The 23176-nt window shown below is 74.9% G+C and carries 22 protein-coding genes; 17 read left to right on the plus strand and 5 right to left on the minus strand.

Going from position 1 to position 23176, the window contains the following annotated elements; translation table 11 throughout:
• Positions 1-53 precede the first annotated feature (53 nt).
• Genes ACFYXV_RS23350 through ACFYXV_RS23375 form a run of 6 tightly spaced genes read left to right on the plus strand, consistent with a single transcriptional unit; the run spans position 54 to position 8707 of the window.
• Complete coding sequence (locus ACFYXV_RS23350) at positions 54-2792, plus strand: lantibiotic dehydratase (RefSeq protein WP_389383908.1); 2739 nt, start codon at positions 54-56, stop codon at positions 2790-2792.
• Positions 2780-3850, plus strand: a complete 1071-nt coding sequence (locus ACFYXV_RS23355; protein WP_385469221.1) for a lantibiotic dehydratase C-terminal domain-containing protein — start codon at positions 2780-2782, stop codon at positions 3848-3850. Before ACFYXV_RS23350 ends, ACFYXV_RS23355 begins: the two co-directional genes overlap by 13 nt.
• Entirely contained in the window at positions 3847-4992 is a 1146-nt protein-coding gene (locus ACFYXV_RS23360; protein WP_389383909.1) for a peptidase M50, read from the plus strand. The genes ACFYXV_RS23355 and ACFYXV_RS23360 overlap by 4 nt, the downstream gene beginning before the upstream one ends.
• A 39-nt stretch (positions 4993-5031) precedes the next feature.
• Positions 5032-6015, plus strand: coding sequence for an ABC transporter ATP-binding protein (locus tag ACFYXV_RS23365; RefSeq protein WP_389383910.1), 984 nt, complete (start codon positions 5032-5034; stop codon positions 6013-6015).
• Positions 6012-6767 (plus strand): ABC transporter permease, encoded by a 756-nt coding sequence (locus tag ACFYXV_RS23370; RefSeq protein WP_385469215.1) that lies wholly within the window; start codon positions 6012-6014, stop codon positions 6765-6767. Before ACFYXV_RS23365 ends, ACFYXV_RS23370 begins: the two co-directional genes overlap by 4 nt.
• Complete coding sequence (locus ACFYXV_RS23375; RefSeq protein WP_389383911.1) at positions 6764-8707, plus strand: TOMM precursor leader peptide-binding protein; 1944 nt, start codon at positions 6764-6766, stop codon at positions 8705-8707. The genes ACFYXV_RS23370 and ACFYXV_RS23375 overlap by 4 nt, the downstream gene beginning before the upstream one ends.
• Before the next feature lie 106 nt (positions 8708-8813).
• On the opposite strand, the gene ACFYXV_RS23380 is transcribed toward ACFYXV_RS23375, so the two are convergent.
• Positions 8814-8987, minus strand: coding sequence for a thiazolylpeptide-type bacteriocin (locus ACFYXV_RS23380; protein WP_007268044.1), 174 nt, complete (start codon positions 8985-8987; stop codon positions 8814-8816).
• Between the two features lie 155 nt (positions 8988-9142).
• Here ACFYXV_RS23380 and ACFYXV_RS23385 point away from each other — a divergent pair, with 155 nt between their 5' ends.
• The gene (locus ACFYXV_RS23385; protein ID WP_389383912.1) at positions 9143-10375 is read left to right on the plus strand and encodes an amidohydrolase; all 1233 of its coding nucleotides are present in this window, start codon (positions 9143-9145) and stop codon (positions 10373-10375) included.
• 122 nt (positions 10376-10497) lie between these two features.
• Positions 10498-11010 (plus strand): hypothetical protein, encoded by a 513-nt coding sequence (locus tag ACFYXV_RS23390; RefSeq protein WP_385469209.1) that lies wholly within the window; start codon positions 10498-10500, stop codon positions 11008-11010.
• Positions 11011-11077: 67 nt separating this feature from the next.
• Here ACFYXV_RS23390 and ACFYXV_RS23395 read toward each other — a convergent pair whose 3' ends face one another.
• Complete coding sequence (locus ACFYXV_RS23395) at positions 11078-12439, minus strand: FAD-dependent oxidoreductase (RefSeq protein ID WP_385469205.1); 1362 nt, start codon at positions 12437-12439, stop codon at positions 11078-11080.
• A gap of 175 nt (positions 12440-12614) precedes the next feature.
• Here ACFYXV_RS23395 and ACFYXV_RS23400 point away from each other — a divergent pair, with 175 nt between their 5' ends.
• Positions 12615-13667: a PHP domain-containing protein gene (locus tag ACFYXV_RS23400; protein WP_389383913.1), complete on the plus strand. Its 1053-nt coding sequence runs from the start codon at positions 12615-12617 to the stop codon at positions 13665-13667.
• A 76-nt stretch (positions 13668-13743) separates the two neighbouring features.
• Here the strand turns inward: ACFYXV_RS23400 and ACFYXV_RS23405 are convergent, their stop codons facing one another.
• Entirely contained in the window at positions 13744-14649 is a 906-nt protein-coding gene (locus ACFYXV_RS23405) for a UbiA family prenyltransferase (protein WP_389383914.1), read from the minus strand.
• Between the two features lie 76 nt (positions 14650-14725).
• Between ACFYXV_RS23405 and ACFYXV_RS23410 the strand changes: the two genes are divergently transcribed.
• The 3 genes from ACFYXV_RS23410 to ACFYXV_RS23420 all read left to right on the plus strand — a co-directional run bounded on the left by ACFYXV_RS23410 (position 14726) and on the right by ACFYXV_RS23420 (position 17443).
• Entirely contained in the window at positions 14726-15787 is a 1062-nt protein-coding gene (locus ACFYXV_RS23410; RefSeq protein ID WP_385469200.1) for a type III polyketide synthase, read from the plus strand.
• Positions 15788-15869: 82 nt separating this feature from the next.
• Complete coding sequence (locus ACFYXV_RS23415) at positions 15870-16421, plus strand: isoprenylcysteine carboxyl methyltransferase family protein (RefSeq protein WP_366106190.1); 552 nt, start codon at positions 15870-15872, stop codon at positions 16419-16421.
• Positions 16418-17443 (plus strand): NAD(P)/FAD-dependent oxidoreductase, encoded by a 1026-nt coding sequence (locus ACFYXV_RS23420; RefSeq protein WP_383357281.1) that lies wholly within the window; start codon positions 16418-16420, stop codon positions 17441-17443. The genes ACFYXV_RS23415 and ACFYXV_RS23420 overlap by 4 nt, the downstream gene beginning before the upstream one ends.
• A 76-nt stretch (positions 17444-17519) precedes the next feature.
• Here the strand turns inward: ACFYXV_RS23420 and ACFYXV_RS23425 are convergent, their stop codons facing one another.
• Entirely contained in the window at positions 17520-18668 is a 1149-nt protein-coding gene (locus tag ACFYXV_RS23425; RefSeq protein ID WP_389383915.1) for a hypothetical protein, read from the minus strand.
• Positions 18669-18908: 240 nt separating this feature from the next.
• On the opposite strand from ACFYXV_RS23425, the gene ACFYXV_RS23430 reads away from it, so the two are divergent.
• From ACFYXV_RS23430 to ACFYXV_RS23440, 3 genes are all read left to right on the plus strand, one after another.
• Complete coding sequence (locus tag ACFYXV_RS23430) at positions 18909-19094, plus strand: DUF6381 family protein (RefSeq protein ID WP_385469194.1); 186 nt, start codon at positions 18909-18911, stop codon at positions 19092-19094.
• Positions 19095-19183: 89 nt separating this feature from the next.
• Positions 19184-19693, plus strand: coding sequence for a DUF664 domain-containing protein (locus ACFYXV_RS23435; RefSeq protein WP_385469192.1), 510 nt, complete (start codon positions 19184-19186; stop codon positions 19691-19693).
• Between the two features lie 67 nt (positions 19694-19760).
• Entirely contained in the window at positions 19761-21371 is a 1611-nt protein-coding gene (locus ACFYXV_RS23440) for a carboxylesterase/lipase family protein (RefSeq protein WP_389383916.1), read from the plus strand.
• Between the two features lie 16 nt (positions 21372-21387).
• Here the strand turns inward: ACFYXV_RS23440 and ACFYXV_RS23445 are convergent, their stop codons facing one another.
• The gene (locus ACFYXV_RS23445) at positions 21388-22116 is read right to left on the minus strand and encodes a hypothetical protein (protein WP_389383917.1); all 729 of its coding nucleotides are present in this window, start codon (positions 22114-22116) and stop codon (positions 21388-21390) included.
• Positions 22117-22188: 72 nt separating this feature from the next.
• Between ACFYXV_RS23445 and ACFYXV_RS23450 the strand changes: the two genes are divergently transcribed.
• Complete coding sequence (locus ACFYXV_RS23450) at positions 22189-22737, plus strand: hypothetical protein (RefSeq protein ID WP_385469186.1); 549 nt, start codon at positions 22189-22191, stop codon at positions 22735-22737.
• Complete coding sequence (locus ACFYXV_RS23455) at positions 22734-23138, plus strand: hypothetical protein (RefSeq protein ID WP_389383918.1); 405 nt, start codon at positions 22734-22736, stop codon at positions 23136-23138. The genes ACFYXV_RS23450 and ACFYXV_RS23455 overlap by 4 nt, the downstream gene beginning before the upstream one ends.
• The last annotated feature ends 38 nt before the right edge of the window (positions 23139-23176 follow it).

The raw sequence follows: 23176 nt of genomic DNA on the forward strand, positions 1-23176 counted from the left end.
CGACCCCCGATCCCCGATCCCCGATCCCCTACGACAGAACCAGGACGATCAGGATGAACACCACCACCGACTGGCGGGCGGGCGACCGCTTCATGCTGCGCGTGGCCGGCCTGCCCCTGACGGCGGTCGACGCGCTGCGCTGCCCGGACACCGCCCGCTGGGCGGCCGAGGTGCTGTCGGCCGAGGACTCTCTGCGCGCGGACGCGGAGCAGCTGAGCGAAGCGCTGCACAAGGCCGTCGGCGCGACCGACCCCTCCCCCGGCGGCGAGGGCGCGGCCCGTCGCCGCGCCCTGCTGCGGCTGCGCCGCCAGATCCACAACGGCAGGCTGCCCGCCGACCCCGACGCGGCCGTCGGGGAGCTCTCCGACGTCGACGGCATCGCGGCCGGGCACCTGTCCGCCTGGGTGCTGCGGCGGCGCCGGCTGGACGCGCTGCTGGCCGAGGGCGCCGGACTGCTCGGCGGGGATCTCGGGCGGGGCCGCGCCGCCCTGCGCGCCCTGCTCGGGGACGACCGGCTGCGGATGGGTCTGCTGCTGGCCTCGCCGGTGCTCGAAGCGCAGCTCGACGCGTACGCGGGCGCCGGCGGCGTGCCCGGCGGCCGGGCCCGGAAGGTGGAGCGCTCGGTGCTCTCGTACGTCTACCGCACGGCCTGCAAGACGAGCCCGTTCAGCACCTTCACCGCCGTGGCCACCGGCCGGTTCACCGCCGGCGCGGCCCCCGGCGACGGCATCCGCACCGCGGACACCTGGACCAGCCATGTCCGCCTGAACGTCGTGGTGCTGGCCCGGCTCGCCGAGCTGATCCTCGCCGACCCGGTCCGGCGCCGGGACCTCCCGCTGCGCCCGGCACCCGGCTGGGGGCGCGAGGACGACCGGATCCGCTACGTACGGCGCTCGGTCACGGCCGGGGACGACGCGGCGGCGGTCACCTTCGACGCCGTCAAGGACCGGCTGTTCTTCCTGCGCCGCAGCGGCACCCTCGACCGGCTGCTCGCCCTGTTCGCGGGGCGCCCGGAGCTGCGCCACCAGGAGCTCGCCGACTGGCTCGCCGCCGAGCACGGCGCGGGGCCGGCCGACTGCGAGGCGTACATCGGCGCGCTGCTCCAGCTCGGCATGGTGCGCGTGCCCTGCCTGGACACCGGGGTCCACGACGGTGATCCGCTGCGCGCGTTCCAGCGGTCGCTGTCCGCCCTGGAGCGGCCGTGGGCGGATGCGCTGGCCGGCCTGCTCGACGCGCCCGCCGCCGTACTGGAGCGCTATCCGGCGGCCGGGGCCGTCGAGCGGGCGGCGCTGCTGCGCGAGCTGCGCACGGGCCTGCACCGGGCGCAGCGTGAACTCGGCGCTCCCGAAACGGCGTTGCCGCAGACCCTGTTGTACGAGGACGTGAGCGCGGGCCGGGAGCTGGCCTTCCCGCGGCCGGCCTGGGCCGAGCCGGGCTCCGGCGGCGGGGCGCTGCGTTCCGTCGAGCGGATCCTGCCGGCCTTCGACCTCACCCTGGCCCAGCGGATCACCTTCGAGGGGTTCTTTACGGCCCGCCACGGCCCGGGGGGCCGCTGCGAGGACCTGCTGGGCCTGGTCCACGACTTCCACGAGGACTTCTTCGACCAGTACCTGTCCTTCACGGCCCGCCGTACGCCCTTCGACGCGCGCGGGGAGTACGTGCCCGAGGAGAACTGGCTCTCCCTGCCGGGCATCCGGGCCCTGGACGCGGCCCGGCGCGTCTTCGCCGACCGGATGCGGACGGCCTGGTCGGCGTACGGTGAGCAGTGCGCGGGCGAACTGCGGCTCACCCGGGCGGACATCGAGGCCGTGGCGCGGGAACTGGCGCCGGTTCTGCCCGGGTTCGCTCCTCGGTGCCACCACCTCCAGTTCGCCCGGGACCCCGCCACCGGGGATCCGCTGACCGTGCTGAACCGCTCGTACGGCGGGCTGTCCTTCCCGTTCAGCCGCTTCACGCACGTGTACGAGGGCGGCGAAGGCGGTGCGGGGCTGGCCGAGGGGCTGCGGGCGGCGGCCGTCGACGTCACGCCTGAGGGCGCGGTGTTCGCCGAGGTGACCGGCGGCCCGGTGACCACCAATCTCAATCTGCACGGCCGGCTGACCGAGTTCGAGATCGTCTGTCCGGGCGAGAGCGGCACCCTCCCGGAGGACCGCCGGCTGCACCTCGACGACCTGTACGCCGAGCACGTTCCGGACACCGGCCGGGTGGTCCTGCGTTCGCACCGGCTCGGCCGCGAGGTGATCCCGGTCTACCTCGGCTATCTCGTCCCGCTGGCACTTCCCGCGATCCCGCGGACGCTGCTGCTGCTCTCCCCTTCCTCGATGTCCCCGCCGGACGTGTGGGCCGGGGTGCAGGAGGGCGCCGCGTACGGCGGGGTGCGCACCCGCCCGCGCGTGGTGCACGAGGACCTCGTCCTGAGCCGGCGCAGCTGGACCACGACGGCCGGTGAACTGCCGGTGCGGGGAGCGCTGGAGGCCGGGCACTTCCTGGACTGGCAGCGCTGGCGCAGGGCGCACGGACTCCCGGAGCGGGTGTTCGCGACCGTCTCCGCCGGGCCGTCCGCGCTGGGGGCCAAACCGCAGTACGTGGACTTCTCCAGCCTGCTCTCGCTGGCGGCCTTCGAGCCGCTGCTGCGCGATCCCGGCCACCGGGTGGTGTTCCGCGAGATGCTCCCGGACCCCGGCGGCCTGCACACGCGCTCCGCGCGCGGCGACCACGTCGCCGAGCTCGCCGTCGAGACCTTCACCACCCTCACCCGACGCCCGGAAGGCGGACCCCGATGTCAGAACTGACCGAGGCGCGCGGTCTCGAGGAGCGCGGTGCGTGGCAGGCCGTGCACGTCTTCTACGCCGCCAACCCGACTCCCCTGCTGGTGCGGTGCGTGCGCCCGCTGGTCGCCGGACTGTCGCGTGACGGCCTGCTCGCCGGGCACTTCTTCATCAACTACTGGCTGGAGGGCCCGCACGTACGGCTGCGGCTGCGGCCCGCGACGCCGGGTGCCGGGCCCGAGGTGCGCCGCCGTACGGAGGAGGCGATCGCCGCCTTCCTCAAGGCGCGGCCCGCGCTCTACGAGGTCGACTCCGGTTTCCTCAACGAGTTCTACAACACCCTGTTCGACATCGAGTTCCCCGGGGGCGACCGGGCGGCGTTCCTGGGCCCGGACGGCCGGATGAACCTGCGGCCCAACAACAGCTACGCGTACGAGCCGTACGAGCCGGAGTACGGGAAGTACGGCGGCCCGGCCGGGGTCGAGCTCGCCGAATGGCACTTCGCGCACTCCAGCGATCTCGTCATGGACGCGCTGAGCGGCATGAACCTGCACCTGCGGACCGTGCTGCTGGGCACCTCGGCCCAGCTCATGATGGTGATGGCGGGGGTGTTCCTGCCCGACCGGGAGGAGCTCGGCGGCTACCTCGACCGCTACTACGAGTTCTGGCACCGTGCCTTCCCCGGCACCGGATTCATCGGCTCGGCCGAGTACGACCGTACGTACGGGCAGACCGCGCCCGGGATCGCGCGCCGCTTCGCCGCCGTCCGCGAGGCGCTCGCCGCCGGGGAGACGGGCCGGCTCCCGGGCTTCCTGGCCGGGTGGGCGGAGCACTGCCGGGAGCTGCGCGGGCGGGCCGAGGAGCTGGCGAAGGCGGGGGAGCTCGTCTTCCGCTCCTGGGACGGCACGCGCGACGAGCGGGTGACCGACCCGGCCGCGGCCCTGCCCCTGCTGCTCTCCCCGTACATGCACATGACCAACAACCGGCTGCACGTGACGATCCGGGACGAGGCCTATCTCGCGCACCTGCTGGGCCGGGTGCTGCGCGAAGGGGCCGGCGGCGCCGGGGCGGTGAGAGCATGAGCGCCGGCCCCGCCGGCCCCGCCGGCCCCGCCGGACTGCCGGCGCACCGGCCGGCGCTGCGCCCCGGCATCCTGCTGTCCCCGCCGCTGCTGAAGGGGCCGTCCGTGGTCCACCTGGTCAAGGACCCGGTGTCCGGGGCCTCGTTCGAGATCGGCCCGAAGGAGTTCTTCCTCGTCTCGCGCCTCGACGGGACCCGCACGCTCGCGGAGATCGGCGTGGCCTACGGGGAGGCCTTCGGCCGCCGGCTCGGCGAGCGGAACTGGCAGCAGCTGCTGGCCCTGCTCGGGACCCGGCGGCTGCTCGCGGGCGGTCCGCCGCCCGCCGCTCCGAAGGCCGCCGGCCCGCCCCGGACCGGGAACCTGCTCCGGGGCACCCTGCGGCTGGTCGCGGACGCCGACGCCACCACGGCCCGGCTGCACCGCTTCCTGCGGCCGGTCCTGCACCCGGCGGTGCTGGGGCTGCTCCTGCTGGCCTGCCTGGCGATGGAAGGGGTGCTCGCCGCGAACGCGCGGGAACTCGTCCGCGACCTGTGGTGGCTGGCCTCGCACCCGGTGCCGCTGCTCGCCGTGGCCACGCTGCTGTGGCTGAGCACCGTGGTGCACGAGTTCGCGCACGGGATCGCCGCCCGCCATGTCGGCGGCACCGTCGGCGAGATCGGGCTGCGCTGGCGGCTGCCGGTGGCGATCATGTACTGCACCGTCGACAACTACCGCTATCTGCGCCGCCGCCGGGACCAGCTGTCCGTCGCCGCGGCCGGGGCCTTCGCCAACCTGCTCTTCCTGCTGCCGTTCTCCGGCTGGTGGACCGCCCTGGCCCCGGGCGACCCCACCGGCCGGGTGCTCGGCGCGCTGCTCCTGCTCGGCAGCGCCCAGGCCCTGGTCAACCTCGTCCCGCTGCCGCCGCTGGACGGCTACGCGATGCTCGGCCACGCGCTGCGCGTGACCCGGCTGGCACCCGCCGGCTCCGCCTACGTACGGCTGCGGCTGCGCGACCGCGCCGCCGCGGCCGGATACCCGGCGCGGGCCCGCCGCATCTACCTCGGCTACGCCGTCGGCTCGGCCGTCCTCGTCCTCCTGGCGGCCTGCGCGCTGACCGCCGCCGTCTGGTACTCGATCGCCTCCTCCTCCACTTCTCCTTCCTGATCCCGACATCCGCGACCACACCGAGGGAATGCCCCGCCCATGACGACCGACAGCACCCAGCCTCCCGACTCCCCGGCCATCGCCGTCCGCGACGTACGCAAACGCTATGGTGACCGCCAGGCCGTGGACGGGGTCTCCTTCGACGTCCGCCGCGGCGAGTTCTTCGGCCTCCTCGGGCCCAACGGCGCGGGCAAGACCACCCTCATCGAGATCATGGAGGGCCTGCGGCAGGCCGATTCCGGCACGGTACGGGTCCTGGACCACAGCCCCTGGCCCCGCGACACCGCGCTGCTGCCGCGCATGGGCGTGCAGACCCAGGCCTCCGCCTTCTTCGTCCGGCAGACCGCGCGCGAGCACCTGGCCACGGTCGCCGGGCTGTACCGCGCCGAACCGGCGGCCGCGGACCGCACCCTGGAGACGGTGGGGCTGACCGGGCAGCGCGACGTCCTGGTCGAGAACCTTTCGGGCGGGCAGCGCCAGCGCCTCGCCATCGCCTCGGCGCTGGTCCACGGACCGGAGCTGATCTTCCTGGACGAGCCGACCGCCGCCCTCGATCCGCAGGCCCGCCGCGATCTGTGGGAGGTGCTGCGCGTCCTCAAGGGCGAGGGGCGCACGATCGTCTACACCACGCACCACCTCGACGAGGCCGAGGCCCTCTGCGACCGGGTGGCCATCCTGGTCGACGGCAAGGTGGCCGCACTGGACTCCCCGCACCGGCTGGTCACCGCCGCCGGGGCGCCCTCACGGCTGCTGCTGCCCGCCGGACGGATCGAGCTCGCGCAGGCCCTGGCGCTGCCCGGGGTGGACCGGGCGAGCGTGCAGGGCGGCTCGCTGGTCCTGGAGACCGCCTCGCCCGGCAAGGTGCTCCAGGCCGTCGACGCGCTGACCGGGCTCGACGGGGTGCTGACCCGTACGGCCACCCTGGAGGACGTCTACCTCGAACTCACCGGCCACGCCCGCTCCGAGCACATCCCGAACCCCTCGCACCCCGCACACCCCCACACCACGGAGTCCCAGGCATGAGCGCGTACACGGCCCTGACGGCCGCCGGCTACCGGGCGCAGGTCCGGGACAAGGCCACCCTCTTCTTCACGTTCGCCTTCCCGCTCCTCTTCCTCGTCGTGTTCGGCCTGATCTTCAGCGGGCAGGACGTGGAGCAGAGCGGCCGCCCCTACATCTCGTACATCGCCCCCGGCGTCATGTCGTGGGGCGTGGCCAACGCGGCGGTCTTCGGCATCGCGTTCACGCTGATGCAGTGGCGGCGCGACGACCTGCTCCGGCTGATCCGGCTGACCCCGACCCCGCTGACGACCGTACTGGCCTCGCGGTACGTGCTGGCGCTCGCCGTCGGCGTCGTACAGGCCGCGGTGTTCATCGCGGTGGCGATGCTGCCCGGGTTCGGGCTGGAGCTGGACGGGCGGTGGCCGCTGGTGCTGCCCGCGCTGGTCCTCGGGATCACGGCGTTCATGGCGATCGGAGTGATCGTCGGAACGTACGCGAACACTCCCGAGGCCGTCGCCGCGATCGCCAACTGCATGATGGTGCCGATGGCGTTCCTGTCCGGCTCCTTCCTGCCGCTGGACATGATGCCCTCCTGGCTCCGGTCCGTCTCCCGGGTGCTGCCGCTGCGCTACCTCAACGACGCCGCGACGGGCGCGCTCACCGGTTCGGGCTCGCCGGCCGCGATCGGGACCGGCTGCGCGGCCCTGGCCGGGTTCGCCCTGCTGTTCGGCGCGATCGGGCTCAAGACCTTCCGCTGGAGCAACCGGACATGACCGACACGACGGCGGTCCTCACGGCCTCCCCGCTGGAGGCGGCCCGGCGCGAGCTGGCCGCGGGTCTGGCCGGACTCGGCGCCGGCGTGGTCACCCTGGGCGTGCACGACGCGCTCGGACCGCGCGCCGGCGACCCGTTCGCGGCCGTGCGTCCGGCCGCCACCGTCCACCTCGGCGCCCGGGCCGTGCTGATCGGCCCCTGGGGCGGCGACGGCTCCGCCCCGGCCTGCGGCCAGTGCCTGGCGATGCGCTGGCAGCGGCTGCGCAGCCGCAGCGAGCGCGACGCGCTGGAGACGGGCAGCGGGCCGCCCACGCCGGTCGCCGCGTGGTGGCCGCTGCTCACCCCCGCCCTGCGCGACGCGGCGTACGCGCTGCACGAGGCGGTGTTCGGCGGGTACGTGACGGCGCCCGGCCCGGCGGCGGCCGACCGGGCCCTGCCCCAGGTCAGCCGGCTGGACCTGGAGAGCCTCCAGGTCCGTACGTACCCGCTGGCCGCCGACCCGCTCTGCCCCGACTGCGGGCCCCGCGGCGCCGACGCCCCGGCGCCCTTCACCCCCGCCTCCCGGCCCAAACCCGCCCCGGACGCGCAGCGGCTGCGCGCGGCGGACTCGTACCCAATGCCGTACGCGGCGCTGGCCAATCCGGTGACCGGGGTGCTGGGTGCGGGCACCTGGACCGACATCACCTCGCCGACGACCGCGCCCGTCGCGGGCAGCGTCTTCATGCGCGGCTACGCGGGCCTGACCGACGTCACGTGGAGCGGGCAGGCCAACGGCTACGCCGCCAGCCGCGATCTGGCGTTCCTCGAAGGGCTGGAGCGGTACGCCGGCACGCACCGCCGCACCGGGAGCTCGCTGCTCACCGCCTCGTACGCGGAGCTGGGCGAGCGCGCGCTGGACCCGGCGGAGTGCGGGTTCTACGCTCCCGGGACCTACCGTGACGATCCGCTGGTCTCGCCGTTCGACCCGCGGCGGCCGATCCCCTGGGTGTACGGGCATTCCCTGCGCGACGACCGGCCGGTGCTGGTCCCGGCGCGGCTGGTGCACTACAGCGCGGGGCTGGCGGCCGACAACTTCGTCTTCGAATGCTCCAACGGCTGCGCGATCGGCAGCTGTACGGAGGAGGCGCTGCTGGGCGCGCTGCTGGAACTGATCGAGCGGGACGCCTTCCTGCTCGCCTGGTACGCCGGGCTGCCGCTGACCGAGATCGACTTGGGCTCGGTGCCGGGCCCGGCGGTCCGGAGGATGGCGGACCGGGCCGCACTCCAGGGGTACGAGGTCCGCGCGTTCGACAACCGGATCGACCTGGCGGTGCCCGTGGTCACCGGGCTCGCCGTGCGCCGGGACGGCGGTCCGGGGCTGTTCGCGTTCGGGGCGGGCGCGGCGCTCGATCCGGCGGCCGCCGTGGAGGCCGCGCTCTCCGAGGTCCTCACCTACATTCCTCACCTGCCCCGGCAGGTCGCCGAGCGCCGGGGCGAACTGGAGGCGATGGCGGCCGACTTCGGCCTCGTACGCCATCTCAAGGACCACGCGCAGCTGTACGGTCTGCCCGCGATGGCCCCGTACGTACGGCCCTATACGGAGCCGGCGGGCATCGGGCCGATGGACGCGCTGTACCGCTCCTGGCCGTATCCGCCCCAGGGCTCCACCGGGCGGCCGGCCGGCGGGGATCTCCGCGATGACCTGCTGTGCGTCGTGGGGAAGTTGACGGACGCCGGGCACGATGTGATCGTCGTCGACCAGACGACTCCCGAGCAGCTGCGGATCGGGCTGCGCACCGTGTGCGCGGTGGTGCCCGGGCTGCTGCCGATCGACTTCGGCTGGTCGCGGCAGCGGGCCCCGTACCTGCCGCGGCTGCGGACGGCGCCGCGCCGGGCGGGGCTGCGGGAGACGGACCTGACGGAGGCCGAGATCCGGATGGTCCCGCACCCGTTCCCCTGATTCCGCCTCCGCCCCGTACGACAGTGCCCCGCCCCGCACGACAGTGCCCCGGTCCGCGCGCCGTGCGCGGGCCGGGGCACCTGTGCGCCTGCGTCCTGACCGCGGGTCAGGCGCTACAAGAGGTCGTGCTGGTGGTGGAGGAGCAGGTCGAGGTCGAGCTGCAGCTCGTGGAACCGGCGAGCACGACCTCGCTGGCGTCCGAGTAGTCGGAGATCTCGAACGTCTCGGATTCGAGTTCGAGGATCTCGTCGGCGAGCGAGGCGAGGGGCGACTTCTCCATGATGGCTCCTTCGATCGGTGGGCGGGGGCGTGCTGCCCCTCCATCAGAGCCGGTCACGCCGTCAGCTCACCCCCCGGACCGCTGCCACCTCTCTGACAGGAAGTGTCAGCGCCCTGACGCATCCGCCCCGCGGGCCCTGCCCGACCATGGGACCCATGCTCTCCGACCTCATCAGGCCCCTGACCACCCTCTACCTGGAACTGCACCGGGATCCGGAACTGTCGGGCCGGGAGCGGCGCACGGCGGCCCGTCTCGCGGGCGCGCTCGAAGCCGAGGGGTACGCGGTGACGCGCGGGATCGGCGGGCACGGGGTCGCCGGGGTGCTGCGCAACGGCGCCGGGCCGACCGTGCTGCTGCGCGCCGAGCTCGACGCCCTGCCCGTACGGGAGACGACGGGGCTCGCGTACGCCAGCGAGGGCGAGGCCGCGCACGCCTGCGGGCACGATCTGCACCTGGCCGCGGCGGCCGGGGCCGCCGCCCTGCTGGCCCGGGAGCCGAACGGCTGGCGGGGCACGCTCGTGGTGGTGGGCCAGCCCGCCGAGGAAACCCTGGAGGGCGCGCGGGCGATGCTGTCGGACGGGCTGTACGAGCGGGTCGGGCCGCCCGACGCCGTGCTGGCGCAGCACGCCGCCCCGCTGCCGGCCGGGATGGTCGCGCACGGGTACGGGCCGATGACCGCCGGGAGCGTCACCTTCCGGATCGTCGTCCACGGCCGCGGGGGCCATGCCGGAGCCCCCCAGCTGACCGTGGACCCGGTGGTGACGGCCGCGCACGTGGTGACCCGGCTCCAGACGGTGGTGGCGCGCGAGGCGGCCCCTTCGGAGCAGGTGGCCGTCACCGTCGGCTCGTTCCGGGCGGGCGAGCGCGCGAACGTCGTGCCCGACCGGGCCGAGCTGGGCGTCACCGTACGGGCGGCCGGCGAGGCGGCGCTGGCCCGGGCGGCGGCGGCCGTGGAGCGGATCGTCCGGGCCGAGTGCGCCGCCTCGGACTGCCCCGGGGAGCCGGAGATCGTCCGGACCGGCTCCTCGCCGGTCACCCACCCCGATCCGGCGACGACCGCGGCCGTACGGGAGGCGCACGCGGCGGAGTTCGGCGCGGAGCGGGTGGCCATGTGGCCGCCTTCCCTGGCCACGGAGGACTTCGGACTGTTCGGCGACGCGGGCCGGTCGCTGCACGGAGTGGCGGGCGTGCGCCTCGCGTACTGGATGCTGGGCGTGATCGGCCCGGCGGCCTGGTCGGCGGCGCCCGGCGCGAACGCGGCGCAGAAGCTGGCCGTCCTGCCCGCCAACCACGCGCCGGACTTCGCTCCGGACGTGCGCACGGCGCTTCCGGCGGGCGTACGGGCCCTGCGGACGGCGGCGCTGAGCTGTCTGGGTTCGCCCCGATAGGCGGCTGTACGCCATCGGCGTCGCTTTCAGGCCATTTCGCACGATCCGAGAACCGTCCGGCGGGCGGGCGGCGTCGGTGGGTTCATCTCCTCGGCATCCGAGCACGGCGAAAGGTCCGAACGATGTCCAAGTCTCCGGCCAAGGCCAGGCGCACCGCTTCCCTCGCCCTCGCGGCCACCGCCGCGACGGCCGCACTCACACTCGCCCTCGTCACCAGCGCCTCCGCGACCACCGACGCGGGCACCGACGCGGGCGCGCCGCGCGGCGGCCGGCCGGCCGCCGCGGCGCCGTCCGTGTCCGGCAGCCCCGAGGCCGCGTTCTCCCGGATCACCGTTTTCTACGGCGCGTACATCGACGCGGTGTACGACGGGGACGGCACGCGCGCGAAGCAGCTGCGGGCCGCCTATCTCTCCGCACCGCTCCAGCGCGAGCTGGCGAAGTGGGAGGAGACCAACCACGCGGACGGTGTCCTGCGCGCCCAGAACGTGCCGCTGGAGTGGAAGGTCGTCCACGTCGACAGCGGCATGGGCAAGACCAATGCGGACGTGACGTTGACCTGGAGCGGCAGCGACACCACCCGGCTCCACGTCCAGGCCGATCTGAAGACCCGGAAGATCCTCTCCATCACGGGCTGACGGCCCGCCGGACATGCGGGTGGGGGCCACCTCCGGCGGCCCCCACCCGATCAGCGACGCGTGGCGATCAGGCCCCGCTCGCCTTCAGCATGTCCTCGCGCTCGACGATCTTCACGCGCTCGCGGCCCTCGGGCTCGCCCAGCGCCTTCTCGGCGGCGTCGAGCTTGTACCAGCCCTCCCACGTCGTGAAGCGGACGCTGCGCTCGGCGAGGAAGGCCTCGACGGCCTCCGGCGCGGGCTCGGCGGGCGTCCGCAGGCGGCCGCCCGCGTGGTCCGCCAGGAGGTTCGCGACGGTCTCGTTCGCGTCGCCCTTGGTGTGGCCGATGAGGCCGATCGGACCGCGCCGGATCCAGCCGGTCACGTACGTGGACCGCAGGTGTTCGCCGGCCTCGATCACGCGGCCGCCCTCGTCCGGGACCGTGCCGCTGTCGACGTCCCAGGGCAGCTTGGGCAGTTCGTCGGACAGGTAGCCCACAGCGCGGTAGACGGACCGGACGTCCCAGTCGGTGAACCGGCCGGTGCCCTTGACGTTGCCCGTGCCGTCGAGCTCGGTGCGCTCGGTGCGCAGGCCGACGACCTTGCCGTCCTCGCCGAGGATCTCGGCGGGCGACTCGAAGAAGTGCAGGAACAGCTTGTGCGGGCGCTCGCCGATGTCGCGGATCGCCCAGTTCTCCAGCGTCTTGGCGACCATGTCGGTCTGCTTGTTCTTGCGGCGCTCGGCGATCGAGCCCTCGTCGTAGTCGATGTCCTCGGGGTTGACGATGACCTCGATGTTGGGCGAGTGGTCGAGCTCGCGCAGCTCCATCGGGCTGAACTTGGCCTGCGCCGGGCCCCGGCGGCCGAAGACGTGGACTTCGAGCGCCTTGTTGGCCTTGAGGCCCTCGTGGACGTTCGCGGGGATCTCGGTCGGCAGCAGCTCGTCGGCGGTCTTCGCGAGGATGCGCGCGACGTCGAGGGCGACGTTGCCGACGCCGAGGACGGCGACCTTCTCGGCCTCCAGCGGCCAGGTGCGCGGGACGTCGGGGTGGCCGTCGTACCAGGAGACGAAGTCGGCGGCGCCGTAGGAGCCGTCGAGCTCGACGCCCGGTATGGCGAGTGCGCGGTCTGCGGTGGCGCCGGTGGAGAAGATCACCGCGTCGTAGAACGAGTGGAGTTCGTCGAGGCTGATGTCGTTGGGGTAGTCCACGTTGCCGAACAGGCGGACCTGCGGCTTGTCGAGCACCTGGTGGAGAGCGGTGATGATGCCCTTGATCCGCGGGTGGTCGGGGGCGACCCCGTACCGGATCAGGCCGAAGGGGGCGGGCATCCGCTCGAAGAGGTCGATGGAGACACCCGGCTCGGCGGCCGCCTCGGACTTCAGCAGCGCGTCGGCGGCGTAGATTCCGGCGGGGCCGGCACCGACGATTGCTACCCGGAGGGGGCGAGGCATGACTGGTTCCCTTCGACCGAAAAACACTGGATCAGAAGGAACCCTAAGCTAAGGGAACCCTAACCCAGCACCCGCCCCCCGCTTATGGCCCTATAAACAGAACTTATGGCCATCCCAAGACATCCTTGGGGGCGCCGGTCACACTGGAGGCCGGGGGGCACTCTGGAGGTGTTCCATGGATCCGGTCGCCGCGCTGGAGCGCATCGCCTTCCTGCTGGAACGCGGGCAGGCCCCGACCTACCGGGTGCAGGCCTTCCGGAAGGCGGCAGCCGCCCTCGTGCGCATGGGCGAACCTGAGGTGCGCGAGCGCGTCGGGGCCGGAACCCTCGAAGCGGTCAAGGGCATCGGCCCGAAAACCGCCCAGGTCGTACGGGAGGCGGTCGGCGGGGCGATCCCCGCGTACCTGCAGAAACTGGAGGACGAGGTCGCGGCGCACCCCGAGGGCCCGCCGGCGAGCCCCGCCGCCCTCGCGCTGCGCGCGGCCCTGCGCGGGGACTGCCACCTGCACTCCGAATGGTCCGACGGCGGCAGCCCGATCGAGGCCATGGCCCGGGCGGCGGCCGGGCTGGGCCACGAGTGGGCCGTGCTCACCGACCACTCCCCGAGCCTCACCGTCGCCCGGGGGCTCTCCCCGGAGCGGCTGCGCGAGCAGCTGGACGTGGTGGCGGAGCTGAACGAGGGGTGGGCCCCCTTCCGGCTGCTGGCCGGCATCGAGTGCGACATCCTGCTCGACGGCTCCCTGGACCAGGAGCCGGAACTGCTGGACCGGCTGGACCTCGTGGTCGGATCCGTCCACTCGAAGCTGCGGATGGAGTCGCCCGCGATGACGCGCCGGCTGCTGGCCGCCGTGCGCAACCCCCTGATGGACGTCCTGGGCCACTGCACGGGGCGCCTGGTGACGGGGCGCACCCGACCCGAGTCGCAGTTCGACGCCGAGGCGGTGTTCGCCGCCTGCGCGGAATCCGGGACCGCCGTGGAGATCAACAGCCGGCCCGAGCGGCTGGACCCGCCGCGCCGGCTGCTGCGGTCGGCCGTGGCATCCGGGGCGCTGTTCGCGATCGACACGGACGCGCACGCCCCGGGCCAGCTGGACTGGCAGCCGACCGGCTGCGAACGGGCCGTGGAGTGCGGGGTGCCGGCCGAGCGGGTCGTGAACACCTGGCCCGCGGAGCAGCTGCTGGAGTGGACCCGGACCCGCCGCCCGCCGGCGGAGGCGGCCGCGGCCTGAGCCGGTGCCGGTGGGGGCGGCCCGGGCGTGTGGGGGCGGCCCGGGCCGGTGGCGGCTTCCCGATCCGGTGGCGGCTTCAGGCCCGCCCCGCGAGGTCGGCCCCGCGGACCACCAGCAGCACGACATCGGCCCCGGCGACCGCCATCGTCGCCAGGAACGGGATCCGGCTCCGGCCGGCCGGCCGCAGGGCCCCGAGGAGTACGGCCGCGACCGTCACCGCGAGCAGCCCCCAGCCGTACGCCGGCACCCGTCCCGGCGGTCCCGCCACGAGGGCCGCCGCCGAGCCGAGCACCAGGAGCCCGCCGACGACGGCCGAGACGCGCGCGCCGATGCGGTGCGGCAGGCCCGACACCCCCGTCGCCAGGTCGTCCTCGATGTCGGGCAGCACGTTGGCGAAGTGCGCGCCCGCGCCCAGCAGCGCCGCTGCGGCGGTCAGCCACCACGGCGGCCACGGCGCACCGGGCAGGCCGAGGGTGACGAAGGCGGGGAGCAGGCCGAAGGCGAGGGCGTACGGCAGCCAGGAGACGGCGGTGCTCTTCAGCCGCAGGTCGTACGCCCAGGCGGCGGCCACCCCGCACAGGTGGGCGCAGCCCCCGAGCAGGCCGCCGGCCAGTGACAGCGGAACGCAGAGCAGCAGGGCCGTGAGCGCCGAGGCCGTCACGGCGGCGGGCCGCACCGCGCCGCAGACGAGGGGTTTGTCCCGGCGGCCGGTCACCAGGTCCCGGCCGAGGTCCACCCGGTCGTTGCACCAGCCCACCGACAGCTGGCCCGTACCCACGGCCGCCGCGACGAGCACCGCGCCGGAGAGGCCGCGCCCCACGGCCGCGGCCAGGGCTGCGGCCAGGAGGGTCACAGCCGCAGCGGGCACCGGATGGCATGCCCTGAGCAGGCCCGATACCGAGGCCCGCAGCGGGCGGGCGGCGGCTGCCGCGACGGGCGTGGGCAGGGTCGGGTCCGTGGCTTCGGCTCTGGCGCGGGGCACGCGACCACGCTAAGCCGCGCCGCGCCCGGTATGCGGCATTCCTCATGAAGTGTCAGTTGTTCCCTATGTTGAGGCAATGACGCGTGTCCTGGCCGTGAGCACTGTGTTCCCGCCCCACCGCTATCGGCAGTCCGAGATCGCGACGGCGCTCGCCCGTTTCCTTCCCCCGGGGGCCGACACCGCCCTCCTCCACCGACTGCACGCCGCGGTGGGCGTCGACTCCCGCCACCTCGCGCTCCCGCTGGACCGCTACGGTCCCTCGAACGACTTCGGCGCCACCAACGCCCTCTTCGTGAAGAGCGCCGAGGAACTCGGCGCCCGCGCCGTCGAAGCCGCCCTCGCCGCGGCGCACCTGACGGCGCGGGAGGTCGACCTGATCATGTCGACCACGGTGACCGGGCTCGCGACGCCCTCGCTGGAGGCCCGTATCGCCACCCGGGCGGGCCTGCGCCCCGACGTGCGGCGACTGCCGCTCTTCGGCCTGGGCTGCGCGGCGGGCGCCGCCGGACTGGGCCACCTCCACGACCATCTGACGGGCCGCCCCGACCACGCGGCCCTGCTGCTGTCCACGGAGCTCTGCTCGCTCACCCTCCAGCCCTCGGACACCTCGGTGGCGAACCTGGTGGCCGGGGCCCTCTTCGGCGACGGGGCCGGGGCCCTCCTCGCGGTGGGCCGCGGGCATCCGCTGCACGGCACGCGGCCCGGACCGTCGGTGGTGGCCGCGCGCAGCCGCCTCTACCCCGGCACCGAGGGGCTGCTCGGCTGGGACATCGGCCACTGGGGCTTCCGGATGGTGCTGGGCCGGGAACTGCCCGCCCTGGTCCGGCTGCACGTGGCCGAGGAGGTCGAGTCCTTCCTCGCCCGCCACGACCTCAAGCCGCCGGACGTCGACGCGTGGATCGTCCACCCCGGCGGGCCGAAGGTGCTCGACGCGCTGGCGGACGCACTGTCCCTGCCCGACTCCGCCTTCGCGGCGAGCCGGCGCTCGCTCGCGGAAGCGGGAAACCTCTCCTCGGCCTCGGTCCTGCACATCCTGAACTCGATCCAGGCCGCCGGGCCGCCCGCACCCGGCTCGGTCGGCCTGATGATCGCCTTCGGGCCGGGCTTCGCCTCCGAACTCGTCCTCCTGCGCTGGTGACGCCGTGTCCGTGACCTCGCTCGCCGCCATGGACCCGTACCCAATGGACCCGTACTCGATGCCGTACTGGATGCCGTACTCAATGGACCCCTACCTGCTCCTCATCGGCCTCGTCGCGGCCGAGCGGCTCGCCGAACTCGCCACGGCCCGCCGCAACACGCGCTGGAGCCTGTCCCGCGGCGCCGTCGAATACGGCCGCGGCCACTACCCCGCCATGGTCGCCCTGCACACCGCGCTGCTCGTGGGCTGCGTGGTGGAGCCGCTCCTCGCCGACCGCCCGTTCCTGCCCGCTCTGGGCTGGCCGGCCCTCGCCCTCGTGATCGGCGCCCAGGGCCTGCGGTGGTGGTGCATCGCCACCCTCGGCCCGCGCTGGAACACCCGCGTGCTGGTCGTCCCGGGGCTGCCGCTGGTGGCGGCCGGACCGTACCGGCTGCTGCGCCACCCGAACTACGTCGCCGTCGTCGTCGAGGGCGCGGCGCTGCCCCTGGTGCACACGGCCTGGGTGACGGCCGCCGCCTTCACCCTGCTGAACCTGCTGCTGCTCGGCGTGCGCGTCCGCTGCGAGGAGGACGCCCTCGCGCACGCCGCGCCGGTCTACCGCAGCGCCGTGCCGGCGGAGGGCCGGGCCAGGTGATCGACCTGCTCGTCGCGGGCGGCGGCCCGGCCGGGCTGGCCACGGCCATCCACGGGGCGCTGGCCGGGATGGAGGTCGTGGTCCTGGAGCCGCGCCCCACCCCGATCGACAAGGCCTGTGGCGAGGGCCTGATGCCGGGAGCCGTACGGGGCCTGCGGGAGCTGGGCGTGTCCGTACCGGGCCGGTCCTTCCACGGGATCCGCTACCTGGACGGGGTGAGCGGCCTGCAGGCGGAAGGGAGGTTCCGCACCGGGCCGGGTCTCGGCGCCCGCCGGCCCGTCCTCCAGGCCGCGCTGGCGCGGCGGGCCGAGGAGCTCGGCGTACGGGTGCTCGCGCGGCGCGTCGGCGAGGTCCGCCAGGACGCGGACCGGGTCGGCGCCGCGGGCCTGACGGCCCGCCACCTCGTGGCGGCGGACGGCCTGCACTCCCCCGTCCGGCGCGGTCTGGGCCTGGCTTCGCCGCCCGCGCCCGGCCGGCCGCCGCGCTACGGTCTGCGCCGCCACTACGCGGTGGAGCCCTGGAGCGACCTGGTCGAGGTGCACTGGTCGGCGCAGAGCGAGGCGTACGTGACCCCGCTGGGGCCCGGCCGGGTGGGCGTGGCCGTCCTCACCACCGAGCGCGCCCCCTTCGACGTACAGCTGGCCCGGTTTCCGCTGCTGGGCGCGCGGCTGGCCGGGGCCGCGGGTTCGCCGGTCCGCGGCGCCGGGCCGCTGCGCCAGCGGGCACGGGTGCGGGTCGCGGGGCGGGTGCTGTTCGTCGGGGACGCGGCGGGGTACGTGGACGCCCTGACCGGCGAGGGGCTGACCCTGGCGGTGACGGCGGCGGGTGAACTGGTGCGGTGTGTGCGGGAGGGCCGGCCGCAGGCGTACGAGCGGGCCTGGCGGGAGCTCTCGCGCAGCTACCGCGCGCTGACCACGTCCCTGCTCTGGGCGCGCCGCCAGCCCCGGCTGGCGGGGCGGATCGTCCCGTGCGCTGCCCGGCTGCCCCGGGTGTTCACGCACGCGGTCAACCTGCTGGCGTAGCCCCCAGGGGGTGTCCGGGCATGCGACGGGGGCGGGGCCGGCGGCGGGTGCCACCGGTCCCGCCCCCGTCGCGGGGTCAGCCGCCGGCGCCCGCCCGGGCCCGCGGCGGCCGGTTCACGAGCGCCAGACCGGCCAGGACGGCCGCGGCCGCGGCGCACAGCACCGCCGTGACGCCCGCCCAGGCCTGGGATGCGCTCACCGCACCCTCCAGCGGGTCGAACGCCGCGAGTCCGCCGACGACGTGCAGGGCGACGACGGCGACGGCGCCCACGGCACCGGCCCGCCACGCCCCGGCGGTGTCGCGCACCGCGATCAGCGCGCCGAGCCCGAGGCACAGCACGGTGGCGAGGAGAGCGGCGATCGCGGTCGGGGTCTGCGACGACAGGGCCGTCACATCGCTCGGCAGGTGCAGGGCACCGCAGAGCAGCAGGGCCGCGGCCACGGGCCAGCGCAGCAGGTGGCGCAGCGGGCCGGAGGGGGCGGGGGCCGCGCCCCGGTCGCCGTTCGGGCCGCGCCCGTACGTGCGGCGGTACTCCGCGGACTCGTACCGCTCGTCCTCGTACGGGTCGTCGAACGGCTCCTCGCCCGGCGGCTCGGGCCGCCGCCCGGGCCGTGCCGAGGGCCGTCGCGCGTGCCAGGCCGGTGCTCCGTCGGGATCCGCGTGCGGGCGGGTGGGCCGCCCGGTCCGCGGCGGCCTTGCCGGGTGCACGGACGGGACGGCCGGAACGGCTGGGACGGCCGGGGTCTCGGGGGCCGCCGGGTTCGCCGGGACCGCTCGGACCGGGAGCGGGGGCGGGGGCTCGACGGCCGGGACGGGTCTCGGGGACCGGAAGACCCGGCCGGGGTACTCGGGACCGGGCCTGCGGGGGTCCGGGCCGGGGTCCGAGGGCGGCTTGTGCTCCTCGTCCGTGCCCGTGCCCGTGTCCGTGTCCGTGTCCGTCCCGAGGATGCCGACCAGCAGGGCCACGTCCTGGATCGGGCGCCCGACGGCGGCCGCCCGCAGCGTCTGGTGTCCGTGGCCGGGGCTCTGGCCGGTCTCCTCCAGGAGGGTGACCAGTTCGGCCACTTCCTCAAGGGGCCGACAGGTGCCGGCGGTCTCCAGCAGGGTGCGTATGGGCTCGGTGCCCGTCGGGGTCGCCGGGGTCGTCGTTCCGGTGGGATCGGGGTCGTGGAGCTCGCGGGGGTCGTCGTCCTGCGTCGCCGCGAGCGTGATGGGGTCGTTCATGGAAAGCTCCGTTCGCCGACGCTCGGGTCTACACATCGCGCGCCGGTCAACGTGCGTCATGGGAATCGCACGCTCGGTCACCATTCACCGGCACCCGGCTCCGCTGCGCCATTCGGGGCGGGCAAACGGGGGAGCCGCCGCCGGCGGCCGGTCACCGCGCCGGGCGGCTCGAGATGCGCCCGCGCGACGCTGCTGTTTCGCTGAATCGGGTCTCCTTCCCCCCACACCCGAGGAGTGATCATGAGCGCAGGCGAATCCCGCGGCCGGGTCCGGCAGTTGCGCGAGAAGGCGCAGGAGCTGAACACGGCGGCCGAACGCTCCGCCGACCCGGAAGAGCGCCGCAGGCTCCAGGAGAAGGCCCGGCGGCTCCAGGAGCAGAGCGAGAAGGAAGACAGGATCGACGACCGGGGCATGGATCCCATGTAGTCCGCGCGGGTTCGCCCATCGGCCGGTCGCCCCGGGCACCGGCCGATGTCGCACGTCACGTGACATGACACCACGTCAGGAGGCGGTACATGAAGGCCACGGAGGCGCTGTCCGATGCGTACGGGCGCATCCACGACGTGGTGCACGAGGTGGTCGAGGGGCTCTCGGCCGAGGAGTTGAACGCGCGGATCGACCCCAAGTCGAACTCGATCGCCTGGCTGGTGTGGCACCTCACCCGGGTCCAGGACGACCACGTGGCGGACGCGTCGGGCCTGGAGCAGGTCTGGACGGAGCAGGAGTGGTTCGCCCGGTTCGCCCTGCCGCTGCCGGCCGAGGCCACCGGCTACGGGCACACGGCCAAACAGGTGGGGACGGTCCTGGTCGATTCGGACGGGCTGCTGCTCGGGTACTTCGACGCCGTCCACGAGCGGACCGCCGAGTTCGTCCGGGGGCTCTCCGCCACCGATCTGGACCGCGTGGTCGACACGGGCTGGGACCCACCGGTCACCTTGGGGGTCCGGCTGGTCAGCATCCTCGCCGACGACCTCCAGCACGCCGGCCAGGCCGCGTACGTACGGGGCCTGGTGCAGCGCCGCTAGCGCATCGCGGGTACGGGGAGCAGGGGGCGGGGAGGGCGGGGGAACAGACGACGAAAGGCGGTCGCCGGTGTCCCCTGAACGCTTCGTACGACGCCGGAGCGCCCTGTGGTGCGCTCTCCTGCTGCTCGCCGCCGGGGCCGGACCCGCCTCGGCGGCGGGCGCGGCTCCCGATGCGCGGCCCGTCGTGGACACCGACCGGGGACCTGTCCGGGGCACGGCGCACGGCGATCACCGCACCTTCGAGGGGATCCCGTACGCGGCGCCGCCGACCGGCCCGCTGCGCTGGCGGCTTCCGCAGCCCGCCGCGCGCTGGACGGGCGTACGCGACGCCGGGGCGCCGGGCGCGCGCTGCGTACAGCTGCCCGCGGTGGGGCCGGGCGGGCCGAGCGGCTCCGAGGACTGCCTGTACCTGAACGTCACCACGCCCCCGCCGGCTCCCGCCACGCGGAAACGCCCCGTCATGGTCTGGCTGCACGGGGGCGGCTTCGTCAACGGCGCCGGTGACCTCTACCGCCCGGACCGGCTGGCCGCACGGGGCGGCGCCGTGGTCGTCACCGTCAACTACCGGCTGGGCGTCTTCGGCCTCTTCGGGCATCCTTCGCTCGGCGGGGCCCCCGACTTCGCGATCGCCGACCAGCAGGCGGCGCTGCGCTGGGTGCGGTCCAACGCCGCCCGCTTCGGCGGCGATCCGTCCGACGTGACCCTGTTCGGCGAATCGGCGGGCGGCCTCAGCATCTGCGCGCACCTGACCTCGCCCGCCTCGGCCGGCCTGTTCCGGCGGGCGGTCCTGCAGAGCGGATCCTGCTCGACCACGATGCCGCCCCGCTCGGTGCTGCCCACGCTGGGCCGGTACGAGCCCTTCGTACCCGAGCGGCGCACCGTCGCGGACGGGGTCACGGCGGCGGCCGGCCTGGGCTGCGACCGGCCGGAGCCGGACGCGGTACTGGACTGCCTGCGCGGGAAGGACGCGGCGGCGCTCGCGACGCCGGAACTGATGATGCGGTTCTCGCTCGTCTCCTACGGCGACGGCAACCGCGTACTGCCCGAGGAGCCCCGGCGGGCGCTGGAGGGCGGCCGCTTCCACCGGGTGCCGGTGATCGAGGGGGTCAACCGGGACGAGATGCGGATCTTCCTGGCACAGAGCCTGACGGCGTTCCCGATCCCCGACGCGGCCGCCTACCGGGCCCGGGTGGAGCAGGCGTTCGGCGCCGGGGCCGTCCCGGCCGTCGAGGCGCGGTACCCGGCGGCGGCGCACCCGACCCCGGCACTCGCCTTCGCCGCCGCGCTCTCCGACGCCTCGTTCATCTGCCCGGCGCTGCGGGACGGGCGGGCGATGGCCCGGTACGCGCCGGTGTACGCGTACCGGTTCAGCGACCGGGACGCGCCGAACTTCACGGGCCTTCCCGAGGTTCCGGGCTTCCCGTACGGCGCCTCGCACGGCCTCGAACTGCCCTACCTGTTCACGATGGACGCCGCCCTGACGGGGCCGCAGCGGGCGCTGTCGGAGCGGATGACCGCCGACTGGACGGCGTTCGCCCGCACGGGAAGGCCCCCGGCGTGGCCGCGGTTCGGCACGGCCGGATCGGTGCTGTCGCTGGATCCGGGCCCGGGCGGGATCCACGCGGTGGACGGGCCTGCGGAGCACCACTGCGCGTTCTGGGACGCGCAGTGGCCGTGAGGGCCGAGCCCGCGCCTCACCAGGCCGAGCCGGCGATGGCCTCCCCCGCGCCCGTGCGGACGGTGACGGTGCCGTGGTCCTGGTACACCTGGCGCCGCCACGACACGAACACGTCCGCGACCCGGCGGCCGTCCTCCGCCAGGCCCTTGCCCACGGCCCGGGTGGAGAAGGTGACGACCGCCTCCCCTGCGTCCCGGCCCTTGCGCACCCGGGCCTCCTGGACGGCCTGCTCGGGCAGGAACTGGTCGGCCCGGGTGCGCCGCTGGGCGTAGTAGGCGTTGAAGTCCCGGGTCATGTCGAACCACCCGGCCCCGCCGCAGGGCCCGGCGCCGTTGGTGATGTCCCCGTCGGTGGGCGGCCCGGGATCCCCGCCGGTCTCCTGATCGGTGGGCGGCCCGGCGTACCCGCTCCCGGTCTCCTGATCGGTGGGCGGCCCCGCGTACCCGCCTGTCTCCTCGTCGGTGGGCGGGCCGGCATGGCTGCTTCCGGTCTCCTCGTCGGTGGGCGGGCCGGCGTAGCCGCCCGTCTCCTCCTCCGTGGGCGGATCGGGAAGCCCCGTACCGGCGCCACCCGTCGCGCGGTCGAGCCCGCAGGTCTCCTTCGCGGGCGCGCCCGGCACGGGCGGCGGTGCGGCGGCTTCCGCGCCGGCGTGCCGCGTACCGCAGGCCGCCAGCACGGCGCACAGGAGCCCCGCCCCCAGCGCTCTCCCGGCCACCGCGGCCACGCCCGTCCTCGTCGTGATCATGTTCATCCCCCTCTTGCCGTGGAAGAGGGGATCGCGGGGCCCGCGGTTCCACGCGGGGGTTACGGTGCCGCCATGACCAGTCCGGCGCGGCGCCCCCTGCCCCTCCCCCTCCCCTTCCTCTTCCTCGACATCGACGGACCGCTCCTCCCCTTCGGGGCCACCTCCGCGGAGCTCCCGGACGGCTACCCGACGTACGGGAGCCACCCCGACGCGAACCCGCTCCTCGCGCGGCTCGATCCCGCCCTCGGACCCCGGCTCCTGGCGCTGCCGTGCGAACCGGTCTGGGCCACGACCTGGATGACCGACGCGAACACCTGGGTCGCACCGCGCATCGGGCTGCCGGAGCTGCCGGTGGTGTCCTGGCCCGACCCGGCCGAGGAGGACGCCCTGACGGGGATCCACTGGAAGACCCGTGCCCTCGTCGCGTACGCCGCCGGGCGCGCGTTCGCCTGGGTGGACGACGAGATCGGTCCCGCCGACCGCGCCTGGGTCCGCGCACACCACCCTGGCCGTGCCCGGCTCCACCGCGTGGACCCCCGCTTCGGCCTCACCGCGGCGGACTTCACCGCGCTCGCCGCCTGGCTGCGCGGCCGCCCACTCCCGCAGGAGGCCGGCTCATGACGCCCGTACCCCTCCCCCTCCCCGCCCTGCCCGCGAAGGCCACCTGGCACGACACGGGTACGAGCGTGTTCTGCTGGGCGGCCCGGGTCGACGGACGCTGGTGGGTCCTGCGGCTCAACCACTTTCCCGAACACCCCCTCTACACCCTGTTCGTCGACGCCCAGGCCGTCGGCGACATCGATGACGTCCCGGACACCTGGCGCCTGTCGGACCGCGCCGCACATCCCGTACTGACCGCCTCGGAACGTGCCGGGGTGCTCGGTCTCATGGCCGGCCTCGGTCCGTACGGAGCCGAGGCCGGCACCCCGTGCGACGGCGACTGGTGCACCTGCGACATGCTCACCGACGAGTACGCCGCCAGACCGAGGCCGACCGGGAACACGGAGGTCGCGCCCGGGTGAGCCGGTCAGACGGTCCGGGCCCGGGCCCGTCCCGAAGC

The organism is Streptomyces sp. NPDC002181 (assembly GCF_042890485.1).
GTDB lineage: Bacteria > Actinomycetota > Actinomycetes > Streptomycetales > Streptomycetaceae > Streptomyces.

What these genes read in the sequence shown, in the direction of transcription:
- ACFYXV_RS23350 (WP_389383908.1), top strand. Translation starts at nt 54, where the DNA reads ATGAACACCACCACCGACTGGCGGGCGGGCGACCGCTTCATGCTGCGC.
- ACFYXV_RS23355 (WP_385469221.1), top strand. Translation starts at nt 2,780, where the DNA reads ATGTCAGAACTGACCGAGGCGCGCGGTCTCGAGGAGCGCGGTGCGTGG.
- ACFYXV_RS23360 (WP_389383909.1), top strand. Translation starts at nt 3,847, where the DNA reads ATGAGCGCCGGCCCCGCCGGCCCCGCCGGCCCCGCCGGACTGCCGGCG.
- ACFYXV_RS23365 (WP_389383910.1), top strand. Translation starts at nt 5,032, where the DNA reads ATGACGACCGACAGCACCCAGCCTCCCGACTCCCCGGCCATCGCCGTC.
- ACFYXV_RS23370 (WP_385469215.1), top strand. Translation starts at nt 6,012, where the DNA reads ATGAGCGCGTACACGGCCCTGACGGCCGCCGGCTACCGGGCGCAGGTC.
- ACFYXV_RS23375 (WP_389383911.1), top strand. Translation starts at nt 6,764, where the DNA reads ATGACCGACACGACGGCGGTCCTCACGGCCTCCCCGCTGGAGGCGGCC.
- ACFYXV_RS23380 (WP_007268044.1), bottom strand. Translation starts at nt 8,987, where the DNA reads ATGGAGAAGTCGCCCCTCGCCTCGCTCGCCGACGAGATCCTCGAACTC.
- ACFYXV_RS23385 (WP_389383912.1), top strand. Translation starts at nt 9,143, where the DNA reads ATGCTCTCCGACCTCATCAGGCCCCTGACCACCCTCTACCTGGAACTG.
- ACFYXV_RS23390 (WP_385469209.1), top strand. Translation starts at nt 10,498, where the DNA reads ATGTCCAAGTCTCCGGCCAAGGCCAGGCGCACCGCTTCCCTCGCCCTC.
- ACFYXV_RS23395 (WP_385469205.1), bottom strand. Translation starts at nt 12,439, where the DNA reads ATGCCTCGCCCCCTCCGGGTAGCAATCGTCGGTGCCGGCCCCGCCGGA.
- ACFYXV_RS23400 (WP_389383913.1), top strand. Translation starts at nt 12,615, where the DNA reads ATGGATCCGGTCGCCGCGCTGGAGCGCATCGCCTTCCTGCTGGAACGC.
- ACFYXV_RS23410 (WP_385469200.1), top strand. Translation starts at nt 14,726, where the DNA reads ATGACGCGTGTCCTGGCCGTGAGCACTGTGTTCCCGCCCCACCGCTAT.
- ACFYXV_RS23415 (WP_366106190.1), top strand. Translation starts at nt 15,870, where the DNA reads ATGGACCCCTACCTGCTCCTCATCGGCCTCGTCGCGGCCGAGCGGCTC.
- ACFYXV_RS23425 (WP_389383915.1), bottom strand. Translation starts at nt 18,668, where the DNA reads ATGAACGACCCCATCACGCTCGCGGCGACGCAGGACGACGACCCCCGC.
- ACFYXV_RS23430 (WP_385469194.1), top strand. Translation starts at nt 18,909, where the DNA reads ATGAGCGCAGGCGAATCCCGCGGCCGGGTCCGGCAGTTGCGCGAGAAG.
- ACFYXV_RS23435 (WP_385469192.1), top strand. Translation starts at nt 19,184, where the DNA reads ATGAAGGCCACGGAGGCGCTGTCCGATGCGTACGGGCGCATCCACGAC.
- ACFYXV_RS23445 (WP_389383917.1), bottom strand. Translation starts at nt 22,116, where the DNA reads ATGATCACGACGAGGACGGGCGTGGCCGCGGTGGCCGGGAGAGCGCTG.
- ACFYXV_RS23450 (WP_385469186.1), top strand. Translation starts at nt 22,189, where the DNA reads ATGACCAGTCCGGCGCGGCGCCCCCTGCCCCTCCCCCTCCCCTTCCTC.
- ACFYXV_RS23455 (WP_389383918.1), top strand. Translation starts at nt 22,734, where the DNA reads ATGACGCCCGTACCCCTCCCCCTCCCCGCCCTGCCCGCGAAGGCCACC.